The following is a 17,321-nucleotide window of genomic DNA, read 5'->3' on the forward strand; positions in this document are numbered from 1 at the left end:
CTGAGACCGGTTCTCAGGATTTGCTTAGCGCTCGTTGCCCTGCTTGTAGTTACCGGTCGCCTTCGCCAGCAGCAATTGCTCACCGGCCTCATCGGCCTTGGCGAGCGACTTCAGGAGGGCGGCCGCCCGCTTTCCTCCGAGGGTCACCACCACCCGCCCGCCTCGCGAGATCATCAGCTCCCCGGCCTTGGTCTCGCGATAGTCGAACGGGTCAGACTCCAGCCGGCCGCGGGCATCCGTCTCACCTCGTTTGCGGGCCATCTGCTCAGATCAGCGCCTTAGTGTGCCAGACAGTCTTCGTCTCGGTGAAGAAGGTCACCCGCTGCACGGAAGGCGCAGGAACGCCGGGCTCCGGCGGCAACACCCGCTTGAGCGTGTCGGCCGCGGCAATCTGAAGGTCGACCCAGTCCGTGTCCCCCGCGCCCGCCAGGTCGATCGCGTTCACGTCAGCGTGGCCGGCCAGCCAGGGGGCAAGCTCCGCCGCCGAGCCGGTGAGCACGTTGACCACCCCGCCCGGAACGTCGCTCGTCGCCATGACCTCACTGAGGCTGATGGCGCTGAGCGGCGACTTCTCGCTGGCGACGACGACCACCGTGTTCCCGCTGACCAGGGCGGGCGCGACGACGCTGACGAAACCGAGCAGCGACGACTCCTGGGGGGCGATGATCGCGACCACACCGGTCGGCTCGGGCGTTGAGATGTTGAAGTACGGACCGCTGACCGGGTTGCCGTTGCCGGCCACCTGCACGTACTTATCGGCCCAGCCGGCGTACCAGACCCACACGTCGATGGCGGCGTCGACCTGCTGGCCGGCCTCCTGGGCTGAGACGCCCTCCGACTGCACGATCTCGTCGACGAATTGGGCACGGCGCCCTTCGAGCAGTTCCGCGATGCGGTAGAGCACCTGCCCGCGGTTGTAGCCGGCGGCTCCGGACCAGCCGGCGACCGCCGACCGTGCAGCACGCACCGCATCCCGGGCATCCTTGCGCGACGCCTTCGCGACGTTCGCGAGGAAGGTTCCGGATGCCGACACCAGGTCGTACACGCGGCCGGACTCACTGCGCGGGAACTTGCCACCGATGTAGAGCTTGTACGTCTTGGGGACGGCGAGGCGGGTCATTTCTTGGCTCCCTTTGCCGGCTTCTTGGAGGGTTTCTTGGTTTCGATACGCTCGCTGCGCTCGCTACTCAACCCACGGGTTTCTGAGAGCGTGGCGGATTGAAGGTAGGCGGCCAAGCCGTGGCGTCCGCCCTCGCGGCCGTAGCCGGACTCCTTGTACCCGCCGAACGGGCTGGCCGGGTCGAACCGGTTGAAGGTGTTCGCCCAGACAACGCCCGCACGCAACTGGTCGGCGACGGCGAGGATCTTGCTCCCCTTGTCGCTCCAGATCCCGGCGGAAAGCCCGTAGGGCGTGTTGTTCGCCTTGGCGATCGCCTCGGCCGGGGTGCGGAAGGTCAGCACAGAAAGCACCGGACCGAAAACCTCTTCCCGGGCGATGCGGTGGCTGGTCGACACGTTGGTGAAGATGGTCGGCGCGAACCAGAAACCCTTGTCGGGGATCACGCAGTCGGCCGTCCAGCGGTCAGCCCCCTCCTGCTCGCCGACATTGCTGAGCTCGCGGATGCGTTCCAGCTGCTCCTTCGAGTTGATGGCTCCGATGTCGGTGTTCTTGTCGAGCGGGTCGCCCAAGCGCAGGGTGGACAGCCGCTGCTTCAGCCGGTCGATGACCTCGTCGTGCACGTTCTCCTGCACCAGCAGCCGGGAGCCGGCACAGCAGACGTGACCCTGGTTGAAGAAGATCCCGTTGACGATCCCCTCGATGGCCTGGTCCATCGGCGCATCGTCGAAGACGATGTTGGCCGCTTTGCCGCCGAGCTCCAGGGTGATCTTCTTGCCGGTTCCCGCGGTCGACTTGGCGATGGCCCGTCCAACGGCGGTCGAGCCGGTGAAGGCGACCTTGTTGACGTCGGGGTGGTTGACCAGGGCAGCCCCAGTGTCGCCGGCGCCCGTGATGATGTTGACGACGCCATCCGGAAGGCCGGCTTGCTGCAGGATCTCGGCGAAGATCAGCGCGCTGAGCGGGGTGGTCTCGGCGGGCTTGAGCACCACGGTGTTCCCGGCGGCGAGCGCCGGAGCGATCTTCCAGGCCAGCATCAGCAGCGGGAAGTTCCACGGGATGACCTGCGCCGCCACCCCGAGTGCCCGGGGGTTTGCACCAAGGCCGGCGTAGTCGAGCTTGTCAGCCCAGCCGGCGTAGTAGAAGAACCAGGCCGCGACCAGGGGCACGTCGACGTCCCTGCTCTCCTTGATCGGCTTGCCATTGTCCAGGCTCTCGGCGACGGCAAGTTCGCGGGCGCGCTCCTGCACCAGGCGGGCGATCCGGAACAGGTACTTTCCGCGGTCCGCTCCGCTGAGGCGGGACCACACTGTGTCATAGGCGCGGCGGGCCGTGGCGACCGCGAGGTCGACGTCTGCGGAGTTCGCGTTCGCGACCTCGGCGATCAGCGATTCGTCCGCCGGCGAGATCGTCTGGAACGGTGTGCCGTTGCCGTCGACGAACTCCCCGCCGATGAAGAGCCCGTAGCTCTTCTTCAGGTTCAGGATCGCCTTCGACTCTGGGGCCGGGGCGTATTCGAGGAAACTCATGGGGTGCTCCTTAGGGCGCTTCGACCCTTCGACAAGCTCAGGGGAACCAAGCATAAAATGATTGTTAGTCGATGGTGACGTAGTCGGGGCCGGAGTAGCGGCCGGTGGTCAGTTTCTGGCGCTGCAGCAGCACGTCGTTGAGGAGACTGGAGGCCCCGAACCGGAAGAGGTGCGGCTGCAGCCACTCCTCGCCCACCGTCTCGGCGACCGTCACCAGGTACTTGATGGCGTCCTTGGAGGTGCGGATGCCGCCGGCCGGCTTCACGCCGATCTTCTCGCCAGTGAGGCGGTGCCAATCGTTCACGACCTGCAGCATGAGGAGGGTGACCGGAAGGGTTGCGGCCGGCGACACTTTTCCGGTTGAGGTCTTGATGAAATCGCCTCCGGCGAGGATCGACAGCCAGGACGCGCGCCGCACGTTGTCGTAGGTGTTCAGCTCACCCGTCTCCAGGATCACCTTGAGGTGGGCGAAGCTGCCATCGGCGCGACGGCAGGCATCTTTGACGGCAACGATCTGGTCGAAGACGAGTCCATAGCGCCCGGACAGGAACGCACCCCGGTCGATGACCATGTCGATCTCGTCCGCACCGTTCGCGACAGCATCCCTGGTGTCGGCGAGCTTCACCGACAGGGAGGCGCGACCGCTGGGGAATGCCGTGGCGACCGCGGCGATGTTGATGCCGCCCCCTGGCTGGTCGAGGCCCTTCAACGTTCCGAGCGCTTCGGCCGCAACCGGGACCATGTCGCCGTACACGCACACTGCTGCGGGCCGCGGGCAACTCGGGTCACTGGCATCCGGTGTGATCGCCTTGGCGACCAGTGAGCGCACCTTGCCCGGCGTATCCGCACCCTCGAGCGTTGTGAGGTCGATCAGCGAGATGATCTTGTCGAGCGCCCAGGCCTTCGAGGTCGTCTTGATCGAGCGCGTGCCGAGTCCGGCGGCGCGGGCCTCCAGCCCGACCGCGTCGACTCCGGTGAGTCCGTCCAGGTGCAGCTTGAGACTCTTCTCGGTGAGGTCGGAGCCGATCAACTGGATCGCTCGCTCGGCCGGGGCGAGGGCGATGGCCTGTTCTACAGTCATTTCGTGCCTTCCACTGGTGACCGCGTCTCAAGTAATGAGTGGGCGGTCGCTTCGTCTGTCACGATCACGGTGCACAGTCCGGTCGAAACGACAGCCCTGGCCACGGGGTGTTTCGCCTCCCCTGCCACTACGAAGATCGCGGTCTGTGCTGCTCGCAGCTGGTCGTGTCCCAAGCCAACGGTACGCTCATTGAGCTCGGCGTCAACGGTGTCTCCAGCGGCGTCGATGAACCGCCCGACAACGTCGCCGACGGCTCCCTGGTTGCGGAGTTCGGCGACCTCGTCGGCGGTCAGGTAGCCGCTGTCGACGAGCACCGAATCCTCGGTCGCGACGCCGGCGCTGTACAGGTAGGCGGATGCCGTGGCGGCCATGCTGAGCACGCCGGCAACCGTGCGGTCGGCTTCGATCGCACGCTTCGTCTCCAGGCGCTCGAGGATGGCCGGGCTTGGCAGGATGACCGCCTGGCCGGCGGCCTTGTTCGCAATGGTCATCGCCGTGTCGGCCGCGGTACCGGCCTGCCGGTTGACGCTGACCCCACCATTGATCTGCACGACGGTGACGCCCTGCGACCACCCGCGGGGAAGCCTCTCGGCCAGCTCCCCAAGAGTGCGTCCCCACGAGACGCCGAGGGTGCGCGGCACCGGACGCAGTGCGGTGAGGTAGTCGGCGGCGGCCCGCGCGACATTCGCGTTCAGGTCTTCGGCGTCCGGGGCGGGGATGACCACAGCATCCTTCAGCCCGAACCGGGCGCAGAGCTCACGCTCCAGGCCGAGCCTGCGTGCGCTGGGGTGAACGATGTCGATGCGAACGATGCCGGACTGTCTGGCCTGGGTGAGCAGGCGCCCGACCTTCCAGCGGGTGATTCCGAGGAGGGCGCCGATCTCATCCTGAGTCTTGTTGTCGTCGTAGTAGAGCTCGGCAGCTCGCACCATGAGCAATTCGTTGTCGTCGGACATGCGTCTCCCCTCCGCCATCCCATGCTCGCATCCGCGGAAGGCAAGTGCAACATCCGTTGGCATCAGTGCTCAGATGAGCAGCCGCTCAGCTCAGGCCGAGGTACGCCTCGATCACCCGCTCGTCATTCAGCAAGTCGCCGGCAACCCCCGAGTGCGTGATCTCCCCCGACTCGAGCACGTAGCCGACATCCGCTGCGGCGAGCGCCCTGCGCGCGTTCTGCTCGACCAGGACGACCGTCGTTCCGCCTTCGCGGATCTCGGCGATCACGGAGAACACCTCGTCGACGATCTTCGGCGCGAGCCCCATCGACGGTTCATCCAGCAGCAGCACTTCCGGCTCGGCGATCAGCGCCCTGGCAATAGCGAGCATCTGCTGCTCCCCACCGGACAGCGCGCCGGCCTGCAGCTTCCGACGCTCGTGGAGCACCGGAAACCTCTCGTACACCTTGTCGATGTTCGCGCCGAGCGTGCCAGAGCGGTGCCAGCCGCCGAGACTCAGGTTCTCGGCAACCGTCAGGGTGCCGAGGATCTCCCGTCCCTCAGGCACCTGCACCAGCCCGGCCTTCACCAGGCGGTGGGCCGGCCACTTGGTCACGTCCTCGCCCTTGTAGCGGATGGTGCCGCGTCGCGGCCGCAGCAGGCCGGATACCGCGCCCAGAATGGAGGTCTTTCCTGCGCCATTGGCTCCGACGAGTGCGACGAGCGACCCGGGTGCGACCGCGAAGGTCACGTCGCGAACCGCTTCCACCCTTCCGTAGCTGACGTGCAGCGACTCGACGCTGAGAATCGGTTCAGTCATCGGCCGGCCTCCGGGTTGGCGTCGTGCCCTTCGATGGCGGCCTCGGCAAGGCCCTCGACGAGTTCGGCAGAGCTGTCGTCGCCGGTGGCCGCCGAGCCGAGGTAGGCCTCCAGCACCGCCGGGTCGCGGGCGATCTCGGCCGGCTTGCCCTCGGCGATCACCTCACCGAAGTTGAGCACCATGATCCGGTCGCAGGTGGAGAGCATCATGCGCACGTTGTGCTCGATCACGAGCACTGTGACCCCATCGGCGGCGAGGGAGCGAATCAGCGCCGACAGCCGATCGGCCTCCACATGGTTCATTCCGGCGGCAGGCTCATCGAGCACCAGCAACGAAGGGTGCGAGGCGAGCGCTCGCGCAATCTCCAGCCTGCGCTGGTCGCCGTAGGAGAGGTCACCGGCAGGGGTTGCCGCCTTCTCCCCGAGGCCGACCCTGATCAATTGGGCGGATGCCATCGCCACCGCCCGACGTTCGGCCCGCCGCGCAGACGGGAGGAAGAACATCCGCCTCAGCAGCGTGTCTTCGGTGATCCGGAATCCGCCGACCAGCACATTCTCCAACGCCGACAGCCGGTTGAACAGCTTGATCTGCTGGAAGGTGCGCGCCACTCCCCTGTTCGCCAGCTTGTGGGCCCTGGTCCGAACCGTGAGGGGGGTCCCAAGGACGCGCCCGCTTCCGGTGGTCGCCGGCGTCAGCCCGGTGACCATGTTGACCAGGGTGGTCTTGCCTGCGCCATTCGGCCCGATCAGGCCGAGCACCTCCCCGGCCGCTATCGTCAGGTCGATCTGGCGAACCGCGTGCACACCGCCATACGACTTCCCGAGCCCCTGGAGGTTCACCAGTTCCGTGCCAGGTGCCGGCAGGGCGGGCAGCTCAGGCAACTCGGCCGGGTCGTCGATCAGCCGAGCGGATTTTCGCCGCGGGATGAGGCCGGAGAGGCCGCCCGGAAGGAACAGGATGACGACCAGCAGCAGCACTCCGGCGATCGTGGGGCGAATCCAGCCGGCATCGATTCCGAGTGTGCGCTGGAGTTCCGGGAGCACCGAGAGGAATACCGAGCCGAGGATCGGCCCGAGGAACATGGTCATCCCACCGACGACGGCCGTCACCAGGCCGTCGACAGCCGCGACGAAGGAGAACTCGTTGGGGTCGGCGAACCGGGAGAAGTACGCCAGCATCACGCCGTAGAGGCCGGAGATGGCTCCGGCGATGACGAAGGATGTCATGCGATACCGCGCGACATCGATTCCCATCGTGCTGGCGGCAAGTTCGTCCTCACGAATCGCGTCCAGGGCCCGGCCCGTTCTCGATCCCGCGAACCGCCAGAACCAGAATGCGACGACGACCAGTGCACCAACGGCGATCCACGGCCCGACCAGTTTCGGAAAGCTCAGGCCCTGTGCGCCGTTGGTCCAGGTCTGGTTGATCAGGAAGATCCGGACCATCTCGGCGAAGGCCAGCGTGGCGATCGCGAGGAAGACCCCACGAAGCCGGATGACCGGCAGGCCGAGGATGAAAGCGGCGATCATGCCGACGAGCATTCCGAACACGATCGCAACCACCAGGGGTGGAATGAAGCCGAACAGCGGGTCTTCGGGAACGACGAGCGATGAGGTGAACGCCGCGAGCGAGGCGAGTCCGAGTTGCGCCAGGCTCAGCTGGCCTGCCAGCAGCACGGCATAGAAGCTGTAGGCGAGGATCGCCGTCAGTGCGACCAGGGTGATCAGTGCCGAGTATTCGCCCATGCTCAGACCTCCCTCGCCTTTTTCGCGCCGAACAGGCCTTGCGGGCGAAGGATGAGGATGAGGAAGAGCAGGCCGAACGCCACCATGTCCCGCCACGAGCTGCCCACGGTGTTGACCGCGTACACCTCGGCCAGGCCGAGGAGCAGCCCGCCGACCAGCGCTCCGGGGAGTGACCCCATACCCCCGACGATGATGACGGCCAGCGCCTTCAGCTCGACGGCATGGCCGACACCCAGGCTGGCGGCGTTCACATTGAGGGCGAACAGCACGCCGGCCACCGACCCGAGCGCCGAGGAAATCGCGAAGGTGGTGCTGCTGATCCGCCCGACGTTCAGGCCGAGAACCGCTGCGGCATGCGGGTTCTCGGCGATGGTGCGCATTCCGCGTCCCAGTTTCGTGCGGGCGACCAGCCAGGTCAGCACCACCATCAGCCCGATGCTGATGACCAGGATGATCAGCTGGAGCAGCGAAATCGTGGCTCCCAGGAATTCGATGCGCGTGGTGGGGAACGCATCCGGTGGGAACCGCCTGGTGTCCGGTCCGTAGAACGCCAGCAGCACCGAGAGGATGATCGCGCCGAATGCGATCGACGAGATCAGGCCCGCGAAGTGGGCGTCGTGTCGACCGCCGAGCGGTCGGAAGGCAATGCGCTCGATCAGGATGCCGAGCACCGCCCCGAGAATGAGCACCAGCGGGATTGCCAGCCAGATGGAGATGCCGAATCGGCTGACCACCTCGATGCCGACCAGGGCTCCAGCCGAGAACACGGCGGCGTGCGCGAGGTTCAGCCGGTCCAGGATGCCGAACACCAGCGTGAACCCGATCGCGAACAGCGCGTAGATCGAACCGAGGAAGATCCCGTCCATGAAGATTTGCACAGTAAGTCCTTGACTCGGGGTCGTGCGCCGCCTTTCGGCGGCGCACGAGATCGGTTGGCAGTCTGCTGCGGCCGTTATTACTTCAGAATGGCGAACTTCCCGTCTTCGACGACCTGGACGAGAGCCTCGTGGACCGCGTCGCGGTTCTCGTTCAGGCTCACATCTCCCAGGACGGTGGGTACGTCGGTCACATCGCCGAAGTTCTCCTTGATGTCCTCGCGCTCGCCAGAGCATCCGGCTCGAACCGCGTAATCGATGATCTGCATTCCTGCATACGCCTGAGCCGAGAACTGATCGGGAGCAGCGTCATAGGCTGCGGTGTAGTCCTCGATGAACGCGACGTTCTGGTCGTTGTCCGAAGCCGAGTTCCAGGCGGCACCGACGATGACGCCTTCGGCGGCGTCACCTGCGCCGGAGATCAACGCAGGTGAGTTGAACCCGTTGCCTCCGATGATCGGGACGTCGATACCGATGTCGCGAGCCTGGGTCACCAGCGGAACGGCTGCATCGATCAGCGCCGAAACGACGATCGCGTCAGCGTCCGAGCTCTTGACCTTGTCCAGGAGTGCGCGGAAGTCGGTGTCCGCCTTGGAGAACGTGATCGTCTCGGCGACCTCGACGCCTTCCTCATCGAGCGCCGCGGCGAACGCCTGGTAGCCGGATTCGGTGAAGGCATCGTCATTGCTGTACATGACAACCACCTTCTCAATGCCGAGACTCGACACGGCGGCCTTCACCGTCTGCGGGATGACGGCGTCCTCGGTGAGCGAGTCGCGGAAGATGTAATCACCGATCTCGGTGATCCCCGCTGCCGTGTTGGAGACACCGAGTACCGGAGTCTGGGCATCCTGCGCGACGGGGTCGGTCTGCTTCGCCGTGTTGGACAGCGTCGGTCCGATGATGATGCTCGCACCGTCGTTGATGAAGCCTTCGAACACCTGGATGGCCTGCTTGGGGTCGGTCTCGTCGTCCTCGACGGTGAGCGCGTAGGTGACGCCGCCGACTTCGTTCAGGTTCTCGACCGCGAGTTCCAGCGCGTTCTTCTGGCTGGCACCGTATTGTGCTGCCGGGCCGGTGAGGCTGAAGGCGGCCGCGACGGGGATCTCGGCGGAAATCGTGCAATCCGCACCGGAGCCCGTACCGGTCAGCCCTTCGCCGTCCGGGGAATCGCCGCCGCCAGGTGAGGCGCAGGCCGCGAGCGTGAGGAGCAATGCCGATCCGCACGCGGTGGCAACAAGCAGTTTTCTGTTCATGTGATTCTCTCCCTGGGCTGGTGCGTGATCATTCGAATGTACTCCGGCCAGCCCCGCCCGCGCGCCCACGCCGTGAGGTATTTGCCGTCGGACGCAACTACGCTTGCCTCATGTCCGTTGCCCTCGCCGTCGATCTGGGCGGCACGAAAGTCGAAGCGGCACTGGTCGACAGCGACGGAAAACTGCTGCCGGCAAGCCGCTTTCGCGAAACAACCGGCCGGGCCGCGACGTCTGAGGAATTGGTGACTGCCGTCACCGGCGCGGTCACGCGAGCCCTGGCATCGCTGCCGATAGGCGCGTCGCTGGCCGGCGTGGGCATCGGAGCCGCGGGACCGGTCGTCGAGGACGCCGGCCTGGTCTCCCCGCTGAACCTTCCAGCCTGGCGAAACTACCCGCTGCGTCAGCTCGTGACTTCCCTGGTGCCGGATGTTCCCGCAAAGCTGCGCATGGACGGCCTGTGCATCACGCTGGCGGAGCATTGGGTAGGTGTGGCGCGCGGCTACAACAACGTCATGGGAATGGTGGTGTCGACCGGCATTGGCGGCGGGCTGATCCTGCACGGCAACACGGTCTCCGGCCCTACCGGGAACGCCGGCCACATCGGTCATGTGGAGGTCGCCGGCTTCGACGACCCGTGCGCCTGCGGTGGTACAGGCTGCCTGGAGGCGATCGCATCCGGCCCCCGGACCGTCGCCTGGGCGGGGGCGCAGGGCTGGACGGGCACCACTGGCGAAGAGCTCTCGGCCGGCTACCACTCCGGCGACCCGATCGCCAGGCGAGCGGTCGAGCGCTCCGGAATGGCCATCGGCCAGGCGATCGCATCCGCAACCTCCCTGGTGGACCTCGAACTCGTTGCGATCGGCGGCGGGTTCTCACAGGTGACGCCGGACCTGTTCGACTACATTCGCGCCGGCATCGCCCGGCGTCGGTTCGCGTTCGTCACCAAAGTGCTTGTCGTGCCATCCGGCCTCTCCGCAGATGGCCCGCTGATCGGCGCGGCCGCGCTCGTGCACCGCGCCGGCATCATCGCCTGAGCCGATCATGAGACTCGGGAGCGAAGCGAGTCGTCGGTCGTCGCGCTAGGCGTGGCTCTCCTGGTTGTGGAGGAGTGCACGCAGAAGCTCTTCCAGCTGCTCACGCTGCGCACCTGTCAAAGCGCCGAGCAGGCGCTCTTCATTGGCGACATGGTCTTGCAGGGCGGCATCGATAATTTCTTTCCCGCTCGGTGTGAGCGCAACGCGAATGGCGCGACGGCTGTGCGGGTCCGTCTCTCGGGTGACGAACCCCTTGGCGACGAGCCGGTCAAGCCTGTTCGTGATCGCGCCCGAGGTCACCATGGAGCTGATCGTGAGCTCACCCGCGGTAAGACCGTGCCCTTCGATGTCAGCGCGTCGCAGCGTCGCGAGGATGTCGAACTCTCCTGGTTGCAGACCGTGTTGAGAGAACACCGTTTGTAGCTCGCGTTCGAAGAGAAGCGTGAGACGGGAGAGCCGGCCGAGCACACCCATCGGGCTGACGTCCACGTCTGGCCGCGCCTTCGCCCACTGACCGATGATGCGGTCAACACTGTCCTCCATGGAACCTCTCAACCTTGAACTGTTTGACGCTCGCCAGCATATCACCTACATTCTTTAACGTTGAATAGTTTGATGCTAAGGAGTTGCAATGAGCAGGCTGCGAACAATATTGCTGACGGCGATCGTGCCAGCAGTGTGGGGAACGACGTACATCGTGACGACGGAATTGCTACCACCAGGGCATCCACTGTTCGCGTCGCTGGTGCGAGCGCTGCCCGCGGGACTGATCGCAATCGCACTGACCCGCGTGCTGCCTACAGGCGCGTGGTGGTGGAAGGCCGCCGTGCTCGGCGTACTGAACATCGGAGCATTCTTCCCGCTGCTCTTCGTCGCCGCGTACCACCTGCCCGGTGGTGTTGCCGCGACCCTGGGAGCGGCGCAACCACTTGTCGTCGCCATCCTCGTCGTCGTCATCCTGCACGAGCGGTTATCCGCATGGCGGTTGGTCTGGGGTGGCGTTGGGGTCATCGGTGTCGCCCTGGTGGTGCTGCGTTCGACCGCGACGCTCGATTCGGTTGGCATCAGCGCCGGACTGCTGAGCGCAGTATCGATGGCGTTTGGTGTCACGCTTACCAAGAGATGGGGTCGACCCGCCGGGATCCCGGCGATGGGTTTCGCCGGATGGCAGCTCACCGCCGGCGGCCTGTTCCTTCTGCCCATCACGCTGATCGTCGAGGGCACTCCCACGAACATCGACGCCACAGCCCTGGCCGGCTATGCCTGGCTCGGGCTCATCGGCGGGCTCGTCGCCTACACCCTCTGGTTCAGCGGCATCGGCCGCCTCCCGGTTGCATCGGTCGCCGTGCTCGGGCTGCTGTCACCGCTGGTAGCTGCAGCGTTGGGCGCGCTCCTGCTCGGCCAGAACCTCGGCGCCGTGCAATTGCTCGGCTTCGCGCTGGCATTGACCGCGATTGCCGCCGGCCAGATCACCCCGAGTCTGAAACAGGGAAAGACCACCGATCTCAGCATGGCCATCGATTCTGACGCGACTGGGCCGGCGATGGCCGCCACAATGACACGGAGCGCATCATGAGGATCGCTGTTATCGGGGCAACCGGAATGGCTGGCTCTCGCATTGCTGCCGAAGCAGCCCGTCGAGGACACAGCGTCACAGGAATTGCTCGTTCAGTCAACGACGCACGAACTCCGCCGAGTCTGACCTCATTTCCTGCCGATGCGACCAACTCGGACGCCATGCGCCGCATCGCGGCCGGGCACGACGCCATCGTGCTGGCCACCCGGCCGGCGCCCGAGGCAGACGACGATGTCAGGCTTCCCGTGACCACTGTTCTCGACGCAGCCCTGCACTTCGGGCGTCGGGTCATCGTGATTGGCGGTGCTGGCCCGCTTAGGAGCCCCGACCGCCCAGATCGACTGGTGATAGACGATCAGCGCTTCGTCCCCAGCCAGTGGCGCAGCATTGCGCAGGCCAGCGTCGACCAGTTTGCCGCCTGTGTGGGACATCAGGCGAACTGGACCTATCTGAGCCCTCCCGCACACTTCGCACCTGGCACGCGCACAGGAACCTACCGAAGCGGAGGAAACCGACTCCTCGTCGGCGCGGACGGCGCCTCGCGGATATCCGCCGAAGACCTGGCCGTCGCGACCGTGGACGAACTCGAGGGTCCCCGACGGGCTCAGCGGCATTTCACCGTGGCGTACTAGGCCTGATGCGTTCCGGGGCCGGCATGGATCAGGGCCGGACCGGCTTCTGCGCGATCCTGGCCAACTCGTCCTCGATGAACTTCGGCCGCCGCAGCGCGATCGCCGGGCCGATGCAGGCAGCGGTGACGACCAGCACCATCAGCATGGGCAGCGTCCATCCTCCGCTGAGGTCGTGAAGTACACCGACCAGCAGCGGGATGGCTGCGGCAATTGCATAGCCGAAACCCTGAACGAACCCACTGAGCGCCACCGAGCCCTGATGAGTGCGGGAGCGGAGATTGATCAGGACCAGCGAGACCGGGAAGATCAGGTTTCCGGTGCCGACGAACACTGCCCACAGGATCGGTGCGGCCGCCGGGGCCAGCAACAGCCCCAGGTATCCCAGGATGAAGAACAGCAGCCCGAAGAGCACCATCCAGCTGACGTTCCTCATCCTCGCGGCGAGAATCGGCACGATCAGCGCCGTCGGAACGCCCACCAGGGTGAAGATCGCCAGGATGCCACCCGCTTCGAACGCGTTGACTCCGGCGGTATCCACCAGAAGTTCGGGGAACCAGGCCGCAGCCGTATAGAAGTGGACGGAGGAGATCGCGAAGACAACAGCCAGCATCCAGGCCATCCTGGAATGCCAGATACGGCCGAGGACCGACGTGTCGACTGCCGCCAATTCCGGTGCGACATCTGCATTCGCCGCAATCCGGCGATGCTGCGCCAGGACCACAACCCAGGGAAGGAAGCTCAGCAGGGCCAGCACCGACCACATGCCGATGGATACCTGCCAGCCGACGGCATCCGCCACCGGCACTGCCAGGGCTGCCGGGAGTGCGGCGCTGATCGCCAGCAGCAGGGCGTACAGGCCGGTGAGGAGTCCGATCCGGTCGGGGAAGTAGCGCTTGACCAGCGGAGGAAGCAACACGTTGCCGATACCGGCCGCGCCGAGAGAGACGATGGTTCCGATGAAGAACACCGGGTAGGAGCCCGAGAAGGCCCGGATCAGGTGGCCGATGACCATCGCGACGATGGACAGGGCAACCAGCTGCTCCAGTCCGATCTTCTTCGCCGCCGCCGCACCGAAGAATGCGGACAGGGAGAAAGCCACCGCGGGCACCGCTGCGATCAGGCCGATGCGGACGCCGTCCAGCGGGATATCCGCCTGGATGTGCCCGATGATCGGCGAGAACGCGACCGCAGCAGTGCGGAGGTTGATGGCCAGCAGCAGCACGCCGATGAAGGCCATCGCCCGACCCGCCCACAGTGGGAGTGTGGGCGTTTCAGGCATTGTCCCAGCCTAGCTGCGTGACGACGTTCAGTTGATGCCGAGCGCCGCCCTGGTTTGCCGCACGTCATTGCCAAGCTGTTCGATCAAGCCTTCGACGGAGTCGAACTTCACCATGCCGCGCAGGTGATCGGCGAACGCCACCTCCACAGTCTTGCCGTAGAGGTCGAAATCCTCATCGAGAACGTAGGCCTCCACCTGCCGGGCAGGGACACCCTCGAAGGTCGGATTGTTGCCGACAGAGATCGCGGCGGCGTAAGTCTGCGAGTCGACCGTCAACCAGCCTGCGTAGACACCGTCGGCGGGGATCATGCCCTCCGGCCCCGGCTTGAGGTTCGCGGTGGGGAACCCGAGCTCCCTCCCTCTCTTCTCTCCCGGAACAACGACGGATCGAATGGTGGGTGCGTAACCCAGAATCTCACCAGCCTCGCGAACCTTGCCTGCGGCGAGCGCTTCACGCACCCAGCTCGAGGATGCCCGGCGACCCGGCACGGTCACCACGTCGTCAACCAAACGCACCTCGAAACCGTTGTCGGCCCCGGATTCCATCAGCGTCTCCAGGTTTCCGCTGCCTCGCACGCCGTATCGGAAGTCGCTCCCCACCAGCACGAGTCGCGTGTTCAGCGCCTCGACCAGTACCTTCGAGACGAAGTCTTCCGGCGAGCTCTGGCTGAACGCCCGGTCGAACGGGATCACCAGGGTTGCTTCCACCCCGGCTTCCTCCAGCTTCTCCAGCTTCTGCTGCGGGCTGAGGAGGCTTTCCGGGCAACGCTCCGGATCGAGCACGGCGAGCGGATGCCGGTCGAAGGTGATCGCGGTGGCTGTCAGGCTCTGCTCGCGCGCGAGCATCCGCAATTCGTCGATGACGGCCCGGTGGCCGGTGTGGACGCCGTCGAACTTCCCGATGGTGACGGCGCTCGGCCCGAAACCGGCCGGGACCTCGGCCACTGACGTGAACACCTGCATGGCCGGGCTCACCGCTGAGCCGCGGACCGGCCGGTGGTGACGGGGTGCGTCGCCGATGGCCTGCGGGAGTACAGCCAGATCAGGCCGAGAACGGGAATGACCAGGGGGACAAAGAGGTACCCGCGACCGAAGAAGGACCAGACGGATGCGTGGGCGAACAACTCGGGGTGGGTGATGCTGAGAGTACCGACCACCAGGACTCCGGCCAGCTCGAAGCAGATGGTGATCCAGGCGACCAGGTACCAGGCGCGACCCGGCGCGATCAGGGCAACGGTGGCGACGATGTAGACCACCGCGGAGAGGGCCGACAGCGAATAGGCGACCGGTGCCTCCTCGAAGCGCTCTACGATCTGCACGAAGGAGCGCGCTGTCGCCCCGAGGGCCAGAATGCCGTACACGGCGATCAGCAGGCGGCCGATGCCGACCGCGCGTGAAGAAGTGTTTGTAGCCATCCGCTTAAGACTATGGGTTACGGCGAGGCGCTAAGCCAACGCGAAAAGCCAGATCTCGTTCATCCGGTACACCATGATGGCGACGGCGAGGCAGGCGACACCGAGGATCACCGTGCTCCACCGGTTGCGCTCCATCAACGCCCAGACCCCAGCCAATGGGAGCAACAGGATGGCCGACACCAGGTACAGGTAGAACTCGAGCACGCTGCCGGTCGGATTGTTGCCAAACGCCGGCGCCGCCAGCGAGACGACCAGTTGCACCACCAGCAGCACCTCGACAAGCAGTGCTGCACCCATCGTCAGATCCTGCGGTGCACGTCCCAGCAGCCCGAGCACAGCACAGATCAGTCCAGCCACGACGGCTATTCCCACCTGGGCATATGTGAACCACTCGATCATCCGGGCTCTGCTCTTTCCACTGCTTCTGTTGTGCGCCGAGGGCCTAATGCCCGCGATCGACCGGGAAGTTCACGAGCACTCTGGCCTGGTGGCCGATCGGCTCGATCAATCCAACCAGACGACCGTCAGGAGCTATCGCAGCGACAGGCCCCGAATAGCCAGCTGTCGCCTTCGCGGCCAGAGCCGGAGTATCGATCCTTTTCCCATGCTCCAGGTCTATCGCCTGCTGCGCGTCCAGCGCATGGCTGGGGAACAGGGTGGTTGCAACGGAGGCCGGCGACAGCAGTTCGGCGACCGGCAGGTCTTCGACACTGGTTGCCTGCTCGAGACCGAAAGGGCCCACCCGCGTGCGCCTGAGCGCGGTGAGGTGCCCGCCGACACCGAGCGCACGACCGAGGTCACGGGCCAGTGCCCGGATGTAGGTTCCGGAGGAGCACTCAACGCGCACCGAGACATCCCAGTACTGCCGCGGGCCGGATGCCGTGTGCTCTGCGACGAGCTCGTTCCCGATGATCTCGAAGGCGGAGACCGTGACGGTGCGGGGCGCGAGTTCGACGACTTCGCCATCCCTGGCGCGGGCATAGGCTCGCTTGCCGTCGACCTTGATGGCACTCACGCTGCTCGGGATCTGCTGGATCACCCCGGTCAGCGCGCTGATGGCAAGTTCCAGATCCAGCGGGATGAGGGCGTCCACCGCTTCAGGATCAGCGATCTCGGTGAACTCGCCTTCGGCATCATCCGTGTCGGTCGCTGCCCCCAGGCGGATGGTGGCCAGGTACTCCTTGTCAAGGCCGACCAGGTAGGTGAGCAACCTGGTCGAACTGTTCACGCCGAGCACCAGGAGGCCGGTAGCCATCGGGTCGAGCGTTCCGGCATGCCCGACCTTGCGGGTGCCGATGGCACGCCTGGTACGGGCGACCACGTCGTGGCTGGTCACGCCCTGCGGCTTGTCGACCAGCAGAATGCCGCTGCGGGAACCATCGAAGCCAGTCACGCTAAGACGGTACCCCACCGCGGCACGCCCGGCTCGCCCGCTACGCGGCGAGAAAGGCGAGAACTCGCTCGAGGACCAGGGCTGTGGCATCCGGATCGTAGGACGGCAGCGAAGAATCCAGGAACAGGTGTTGCTCTCCCGGATACAGGAACAGCTCGGCTTCGGTCACCCCTCGAACCAGTTCACGCGCGGCTTCCAGGTCTCCTTCGGTGGCAAAGAACGGATCTGCATCCTTACCGTGCACCTGCACCCGAACGCCGGGCGGCCAGGTTTCGCTGAATTCGGACACCGGGAGACAAGCGCTGAAGAACAGGGCACCAGCGGCACCGGCCCGCGTCTGGGCCAACTGCTGGGCGGGCATGACGCCGAGCGAGAATCCGGCGTAGACAATGTGCTGCGGCAGCTCTTCGGCTGCGGCCAGGCCACGCTGGGTGACCACGCCGAAACCGGTGTCGCGCGCGAAACCGAGCCCCTCATCCAGGGTGTCGAAGGTGTGCCCGCCGTACAGGTCTGGAACGTGCACCGTGTGACCAGCGGCACGCAACTCCTCGGCGAACACCTGGACGCCGCTCGTCAGCCCGTGGGCGTGGTGGAACAGCAGAACTTCAGCCATCATTCCTCCATCAATCCATAA

19 protein-coding genes are annotated in these 17,321 nt (G+C 65.7%); 3 read left to right on the top strand and 16 right to left on the bottom strand.

The genetic code is table 11. The features are described 5' to 3' along the window. Window positions 1-24: 24 nt before the first annotated feature. From ACX3O0_RS07580 to ACX3O0_RS07620, 9 genes are all read right to left on the bottom strand, one after another. Window positions 25-261 (bottom strand): hypothetical protein, encoded by a 237-nt coding sequence (locus tag ACX3O0_RS07580; RefSeq protein WP_459093604.1) that lies wholly within the window; start codon window positions 259-261, stop codon window positions 25-27. Window positions 262-265: 4 nt separating this feature from the next. Further along, the gene (locus tag ACX3O0_RS07585; protein ID WP_459107326.1) at window positions 266-1,120 is read right to left on the bottom strand and encodes an aldehyde dehydrogenase family protein; all 855 of its coding nucleotides are present in this window, start codon (window positions 1,118-1,120) and stop codon (window positions 266-268) included. Next, window positions 1,117-2,646, bottom strand: a complete 1,530-nt coding sequence (locus ACX3O0_RS07590; protein WP_459093602.1) for an aldehyde dehydrogenase family protein — start codon at window positions 2,644-2,646, stop codon at window positions 1,117-1,119. Before ACX3O0_RS07590 ends, ACX3O0_RS07585 begins: the two co-directional genes overlap by 4 nt. A gap of 64 nt (window positions 2,647-2,710) precedes the next feature. Continuing rightward, entirely contained in the window at window positions 2,711-3,727 is a 1,017-nt protein-coding gene (gene deoC / locus ACX3O0_RS07595; RefSeq protein ID WP_459093601.1) for a deoxyribose-phosphate aldolase, read from the bottom strand. Continuing rightward, window positions 3,724-4,683 (bottom strand): sugar-binding transcriptional regulator, encoded by a 960-nt coding sequence (locus tag ACX3O0_RS07600; protein ID WP_459093600.1) that lies wholly within the window; start codon window positions 4,681-4,683, stop codon window positions 3,724-3,726. Before ACX3O0_RS07600 ends, deoC begins: the two co-directional genes overlap by 4 nt. An 85-nt stretch (window positions 4,684-4,768) precedes the next feature. Continuing rightward, the gene (locus tag ACX3O0_RS07605; RefSeq protein WP_459093599.1) at window positions 4,769-5,482 is read right to left on the bottom strand and encodes an ABC transporter ATP-binding protein; all 714 of its coding nucleotides are present in this window, start codon (window positions 5,480-5,482) and stop codon (window positions 4,769-4,771) included. Next, complete coding sequence (locus ACX3O0_RS07610; RefSeq protein WP_459107327.1) at window positions 5,479-7,227, bottom strand: branched-chain amino acid ABC transporter ATP-binding protein/permease; 1,749 nt, start codon at window positions 7,225-7,227, stop codon at window positions 5,479-5,481. The genes ACX3O0_RS07605 and ACX3O0_RS07610 overlap by 4 nt, the downstream gene beginning before the upstream one ends. Before the next feature lie 2 nt (window positions 7,228-7,229). Further along, complete coding sequence (locus tag ACX3O0_RS07615; protein WP_459107328.1) at window positions 7,230-8,105, bottom strand: branched-chain amino acid ABC transporter permease; 876 nt, start codon at window positions 8,103-8,105, stop codon at window positions 7,230-7,232. A 77-nt stretch (window positions 8,106-8,182) separates the two neighbouring features. Continuing rightward, the gene (locus ACX3O0_RS07620) at window positions 8,183-9,358 is read right to left on the bottom strand and encodes an ABC transporter substrate-binding protein (RefSeq protein ID WP_459107329.1); all 1,176 of its coding nucleotides are present in this window, start codon (window positions 9,356-9,358) and stop codon (window positions 8,183-8,185) included. 110 nt (window positions 9,359-9,468) lie between these two features. On the opposite strand from ACX3O0_RS07620, the gene ACX3O0_RS07625 reads away from it, so the two are divergent. Further along, window positions 9,469-10,392 (top strand): ROK family protein, encoded by a 924-nt coding sequence (locus tag ACX3O0_RS07625; protein WP_459107330.1) that lies wholly within the window; start codon window positions 9,469-9,471, stop codon window positions 10,390-10,392. Window positions 10,393-10,437: 45 nt separating this feature from the next. Here the strand turns inward: ACX3O0_RS07625 and ACX3O0_RS07630 are convergent, their stop codons facing one another. Next, on the bottom strand, window positions 10,438-10,881 hold the full coding sequence (locus tag ACX3O0_RS07630; protein WP_459107331.1) for a MarR family winged helix-turn-helix transcriptional regulator: 444 nt from the start codon (window positions 10,879-10,881) through the stop codon (window positions 10,438-10,440). A 142-nt stretch (window positions 10,882-11,023) separates the two neighbouring features. Here ACX3O0_RS07630 and ACX3O0_RS07635 point away from each other — a divergent pair, with 142 nt between their 5' ends. Next, a complete protein-coding gene (locus tag ACX3O0_RS07635) occupies window positions 11,024-11,968 on the top strand; it encodes an EamA family transporter (RefSeq protein ID WP_459107332.1) in 945 nt (314 codons plus the stop codon). Further along, window positions 11,965-12,600 (top strand): NAD(P)-dependent oxidoreductase, encoded by a 636-nt coding sequence (locus ACX3O0_RS07640; protein WP_459107333.1) that lies wholly within the window; start codon window positions 11,965-11,967, stop codon window positions 12,598-12,600. The genes ACX3O0_RS07635 and ACX3O0_RS07640 overlap by 4 nt, the downstream gene beginning before the upstream one ends. Before the next feature lie 28 nt (window positions 12,601-12,628). Here the strand turns inward: ACX3O0_RS07640 and ACX3O0_RS07645 are convergent, their stop codons facing one another. From ACX3O0_RS07645 to ACX3O0_RS07670, 6 genes are read right to left on the bottom strand one after another with little or no spacing between them, the layout of a single operon-like run. After that, complete coding sequence (locus tag ACX3O0_RS07645) at window positions 12,629-13,879, bottom strand: MFS transporter (protein ID WP_459107334.1); 1,251 nt, start codon at window positions 13,877-13,879, stop codon at window positions 12,629-12,631. Between the two features lie 27 nt (window positions 13,880-13,906). Next, window positions 13,907-14,842, bottom strand: coding sequence for a bifunctional riboflavin kinase/FAD synthetase (locus ACX3O0_RS07650; RefSeq protein WP_459107335.1), 936 nt, complete (start codon window positions 14,840-14,842; stop codon window positions 13,907-13,909). 8 nt (window positions 14,843-14,850) lie between these two features. Further along, window positions 14,851-15,294 (bottom strand): hypothetical protein, encoded by a 444-nt coding sequence (locus ACX3O0_RS07655; RefSeq protein WP_459093591.1) that lies wholly within the window; start codon window positions 15,292-15,294, stop codon window positions 14,851-14,853. Window positions 15,295-15,324: 30 nt separating this feature from the next. Next, window positions 15,325-15,693, bottom strand: a complete 369-nt coding sequence (locus ACX3O0_RS07660) for a hypothetical protein (protein WP_459093590.1) — start codon at window positions 15,691-15,693, stop codon at window positions 15,325-15,327. Between the two features lie 43 nt (window positions 15,694-15,736). Further along, complete coding sequence (gene truB / locus ACX3O0_RS07665; protein ID WP_459107336.1) at window positions 15,737-16,687, bottom strand: tRNA pseudouridine(55) synthase TruB; 951 nt, start codon at window positions 16,685-16,687, stop codon at window positions 15,737-15,739. Window positions 16,688-16,727: 40 nt separating this feature from the next. Further along, on the bottom strand, window positions 16,728-17,300 hold the full coding sequence (locus tag ACX3O0_RS07670; protein ID WP_459107337.1) for a dienelactone hydrolase family protein: 573 nt from the start codon (window positions 17,298-17,300) through the stop codon (window positions 16,728-16,730). Window positions 17,301-17,321 lie beyond the last annotated feature (21 nt).

Source organism: Homoserinimonas sp. A447, assembly GCF_054489325.1.